Annotated in this window: 5 protein-coding genes; all 5 read right to left on the bottom strand. The window is 68.7% G+C overall.

Translation table 11 applies throughout. The features are described 5' to 3' along the window. Positions 1–122 precede the first annotated feature (122 nt). Complete coding sequence (pstB, locus tag CCL05_RS19495; protein ID WP_086561775.1) at positions 123–899, bottom strand: phosphate ABC transporter ATP-binding protein PstB; 777 nt, start codon at positions 897–899, stop codon at positions 123–125. 44 nt (positions 900–943) lie between these two features. Beyond that, entirely contained in the window at positions 944–2,002 is a 1,059-nt protein-coding gene (pstA, locus tag CCL05_RS19490) for a phosphate ABC transporter permease PstA (RefSeq protein WP_086561774.1), read from the bottom strand. Then, complete coding sequence (pstC, locus tag CCL05_RS19485) at positions 1,999–3,000, bottom strand: phosphate ABC transporter permease subunit PstC (protein WP_086561773.1); 1,002 nt, start codon at positions 2,998–3,000, stop codon at positions 1,999–2,001. Before pstC ends, pstA begins: the two co-directional genes overlap by 4 nt. Before the next feature lie 102 nt (positions 3,001–3,102). Continuing rightward, on the bottom strand, positions 3,103–4,224 hold the full coding sequence (gene pstS / locus CCL05_RS19480) for a phosphate ABC transporter substrate-binding protein PstS (protein ID WP_086561772.1): 1,122 nt from the start codon (positions 4,222–4,224) through the stop codon (positions 3,103–3,105). A 240-nt stretch (positions 4,225–4,464) separates the two neighbouring features. Beyond that, positions 4,465–4,760 (bottom strand): NUDIX domain-containing protein (locus CCL05_RS19475; protein ID WP_158102467.1); only part of this gene is annotated, 296 nt, incomplete at its 5' end.

The following is a 4,760-nucleotide window of genomic DNA, read 5'->3' as shown; positions in this document are numbered from 1 at the left end:
GCACGACTGCCCGCAGCTAGGCGTGTACGCGAACGGGCCCGCCCCTGGGAGAGGGGCGGGCCCTTTTCGGCCTCGCGGTGGCACCGCCATGCAGCACCGCGAGGGGTCTCGGCGAGGGCGGCTCAGCCGAAGCGGCCGGAGATGTAGTCCTCCGTGGCCTGGACCGACGGGTTGGAGAAGATGCGCTCCGTGTCGTCGATCTCGATGAGCTTGCCGGGCTGGCCGACCGCCGCGAGGTTGAAGAACGCCGTGCGGTCGGAGACGCGTGCCGCCTGCTGCATGTTGTGCGTGACGATGACGATCGTGAACCGTTCCTTCAGTTCGCCGATCAGGTCCTCGATGGCGAGGGTGGAGATCGGGTCCAGGGCCGAGCAGGGCTCGTCCATGAGCAGGACGTTCGGCTCGACCGCGATCGCCCGCGCGATGCACAGACGCTGCTGCTGACCGCCGGAGAGGCCCGAGCCGGGCTTGTTCAGACGGTCCTTGACCTCGTTCCAGAGGTTCGCGCCCTTGAGGGAGCGCTCGACGATGTCGGCGAGCTCGCTCTTCTTGTAGCTGCCGTTCAGCCGCAGGCCCGCCGCCACGTTGTCGAAGATCGACATCGTGGGGAACGGGTTCGGCCGCTGGAACACCATGCCGACCTCGCGGCGGACCGACACCGGGTCGATGCCCGTGCCGTAGAGGTCCTCGTCGTCGAGGAGCACCTTGCCCTCGACCCGGCCGCCCGACGTCACCTCGTGCATACGGTTCAGCGTGCGCAGGAACGTCGACTTGCCGCATCCGGACGGGCCGATGAACGCCGTCACCGAGCGCGGCTCGACGGTCATCGAGATGTCCTCGATCGCCTTGTGGGAGCCGTAGTAGGCGGTCAGTCCGCTTACGTCGATTCGCTTGGCCATGATTACTTCACTTCCAGACAGTCAGATCAGTCGCCGAGGCCGCTTCAGCGACCGGTCTTCGGGGCCTTCCAGCGGGCGATGCCGCGGGCCACCAGGTTCAGGATCATCACGAAGGCGATCAGGGTGAGCGACGCCGCCCAGGCGCGGTCGTACGCCGTGGCCTCGCCCGATCCGTACTGCTGGTAGATGTACAGCGGGAGCGACGCCTGCGCGCCCTCGAAGGGGTTGGCGTTGATGAACTTGCTGCCGAACACCAGCAGCAGCACGGGCGCGGTCTCACCGGCGATGCGGGCGATGGACAGCATGATGCCCGTGGTGATGCCGCCGAGCGAGGTCGGCAGGACCACCTTCAGGATGGTGCGCCACTTGGGCACGCCGAGTGCCAGAGAGGCTTCGCGCAGCTCGTTCGGGACGAGCTTGAGCATCTCCTCCGTGGAGCGGACGACGACCGGCATCATCAGGATGGCGAGGGCGAGCGACCCGGCGAAGCCGAAGGGCTCCATGTCGAACATCAGCATGAGGCTGAGGATGAACAGGCCGGCGACGATCGACGGGATGCCGGTCATGACGTCGACGAAGAAGGTGACGGCCCGGGCGAGGTTGCCGCGCCCGTACTCCACCAGGTAGATCGCGGTGAGCACGCCGACCGGCGCGGCGATCAGCGTGGCGAGGCCGACCTGCTCCAGCGTGCCGAGAATGGCGTGGTAGATGCCGCCGCCCGTCTCCGAGTCGGCGACCACGCCCATCGAGTGGGTCAGGAAGTAGACGTCGAGGACCTTCACGCCGCGTTGGACGGTCGACCACACCAGCGAGGCCAGCGGCACCACGGCGAGCAGGAACGCGACCCACACCAGCGAGGTGACCACGCGGTCCTTGGCCTGGCGGCGGTTCTCGACCCGGGCCGCGATGACGTACGTACCGAGGACGTACAGGATCGCGGCGATCAGCGCCCACTGGACGCTGCTGTGCAGGCCGGCGGCGGCGCTGACGCCGAGTCCGAGGGCGACGGATCCGGCGGCGATGGCCCACGGAGCCCACTTGGGCAGTTGGCCGCCGCGCAGGGTGCTGGGGCGCTTGGCGGTGAGGGAGGGTGTGGTGCTCATGCGTTGGCCCCCGAGTACTCCTTGCGGCGGGCGATGATCGCGCGGGCCGCGCCGTTGACCAGCAGGGTGATGACGAACAGGACCAGACCGGAGGCGATCAGCGCGTCACGGCCGAACTCGGTGGCCTCGCTGAACTTGCTGGCGATGTTCTGGGCGAAGGTGCCGCCGCCCGGGTCGAGCAGGCTGGTGTGGATCAGGAAGTCGGGCGAGAGCACGGTGGCGACGGCCATCGTCTCGCCGAGGGCGCGGCCGAGGCCGAGCATCGAGGCCGAGATGACACCGGAGCGGCCGAAGGGGATGACCGCCATGCGGATCACCTCCCAGCGGGTGGCGCCGAGCGCCAGGGCGGCTTCCTCGTGCATCTGCGGGACCTGGCGGAAGACCTCGCGGCTCACGTTGGTGATGATCGGCAGGATCATGATCGCGAGCAGGATGCCCACGGTGAGCATGGAGCGCGCGGCGCCGCCCTGCCAGGAGAAGACGCCGGTCCAGCCGAGGTAGTCGTTCAGCCAGCCGAAGAGGCCGTTCATGTGCGGGACGAGCACCAGGGCGCCCCACAGGCCGTAGACGATCGACGGCACGGCGGCCAGCAGGTCGATCACGTAGGCGATGGGGCCGCGCAGCCGGCGCGGGGCGTAGTGGGTGAGGAACAGCGCGATGGCGACCGAGACCGGGACCGCGATGACCATGGCGATGATCGAGGAGACGATCGTGCCGTAGGCCAGGACCGCGATGCCGAAGACCGGCGGGTTGACACCGGTGTTCCACTGGAAGGTGGTCAGGAAGTTGCCGTCGTCCTTGCTGATGGCGAGGACGGCGCGGTAGGTGAGGAAGCCCGCGATCGCGGCCATGATCACCAGCAGCAGAATGCCCGAGCCGCGGGACAGACCGAGGAAGATCCGGTCTCCGGGTCGGGTGGCGCCACGGGCCGCGCGCTTCTGCTCGGCCGTGGACGGCTGCGTGGGGGGAGGTGCGTCAGCTATCTGTGTGGTGTCCATCGGGTTCTCCGGTCTGCGGAACCGCACGTGCTGTGCGGCCCTTGGCGGCGGTGCACCGGACGGTGCGGTCCGGCCCCGCCGGGGGACCGGACCGCACTCGGGTCAGCTCAGGCTCTCGACGGTCGAGCGAACCTTGGTGATGATCTCGTCGGGCATGGGCGCGTAGTCGTTCTCGGCGAGGATCTTCTGGCCGTCCTCCGAGGCCGCGTAGCGCAGGAACGCCTTGACCGCGGGCAGGGTCTCGGCCTTGTTGCCCTTGTCGCAGACGATCTCGTACGTCACCAGGACCATCGGGTAGGCGTTGTCGGCCTTGGTCCCGTAGTTCAGCTGCAGCGCCATGTCCTTGCCGGTGCCGACGACCTTGGCCTCCGAGATCGCCTTGGTGGCGTTGTCGACGGTGGCCTCGACCGGCTTGGCGGCGCCGGTGTCGATGGCGACGGTCTTGATTCCGTCCTTGGCGTACGACAGCTCGAAGTAGCCGATCGCGCCGGCGGTCTGCTTGACCTGCGCGGCGACACCGGAGGACTGCGGAGCGGACTGGCCGCCCTTGGCCTGCCAGGCCTTGCCGCCCTCGTAGGGGAAGTCCTTCTTGGCGGTGGCGATCAGGTACTTGGTGAAGTTGTCCGTGGTGCCGGACTCGTCCGAGCGGTGGAACGCCTGGATCTTGAGGTTGGGCAGCTTCGCGTCGGGGTTCAGCTTCGCGATCGCCGGGTCGTTCCACTTGGTGATCTTGCTGTCGAAGATCTTGGCGATCGTCGCCGAGTCCAGGACGAGCTTGTCGACGCCGGGGACGTTGTAGCCGACGGCGATCGGGCCGCCGACCATCGGCAGGTCGATGCCCTGGCCGCCGGAGCAGATCTTCTTGGAGGCCGCGACCTCCTCGGGCTTCAGCGCCGAGTCCGAACCGGCCCAGGGGACCTGGCCCTGCGTGAACGCGGTGACACCGGCACCGGAACCGCCGGCCTTGTAGTTGATCTCCACCTTGCAGGCCGCCGAGAACTGCTTGACCCACGCGTCGACCGCGTTCTTCTGAGCGGAGGAGCCGTCGGAGAGCACCTGGCCCGAGGCGTCGTCACACTTGATGTTGCTCGGCGCGGCGGCGTTGGAGGAGCCTCCGCCCGGGGTGCCGGTTTCGTCGGAGCCGCACGCCGTGAGGGCCAGGGCGCCGGAGACGGCGAGAGCACCGAGAGCGAGGGCCCGCCGGTTCATGCGCTGAAGCTTCACTTGAGTTCCTTCCAGGAGCCGCCGTCCTGAATCGGCGGCGTGCGAAGTCTGGGTGACGCTGAACGAGGCCGCGCACGGCAGGCGCGGCTCGCATCTGGTACGGCCGAAATTAGGCAGATCAGGTGAAGGCGCCGATGGCCAGAAATGAACGAGGGGTGAACCCCTGCCTAAGGTGTGGTTAGGTCACGGAATGCTCACGGGGAGAGCACGTGAGGGTTCCGCTTTCCGGACCTGAGGGGCTCAGTCCGCTTTTCCGGCCTGTTGTGGCCGGTCCAGTGCATCGAGCAGCGCGTCGACCAGGGGGCGGTCGTGGGGCTGGGTGAGGCGGGCGCGGGCGGCGACAGGTGTCAGCCACAGCACGCGGTCCACCTCGTCCGTCGGGGCGAACGCGCAGGAGACCGCCTCGGCCGCCCAGTAGCGGACCTGCTTGGGGCGGCCGTCCGCCCGGTAGCGCTGGGTGGGCAGCTCGGCGCCCGGCTCGGCCCGGCAGCCCGTCTCCTCCGCCACCTCGCGCAGGGCGCCGGCGAGCGGCTCCT

Origin of the sequence: Streptomyces africanus, assembly GCF_002150735.1 — a bacterium.
Classification (GTDB): domain Bacteria; phylum Actinomycetota; class Actinomycetes; order Streptomycetales; family Streptomycetaceae; genus Streptomyces; species Streptomyces africanus.
This window is presented reverse-complemented; position numbering and strand designations above follow the sequence as displayed.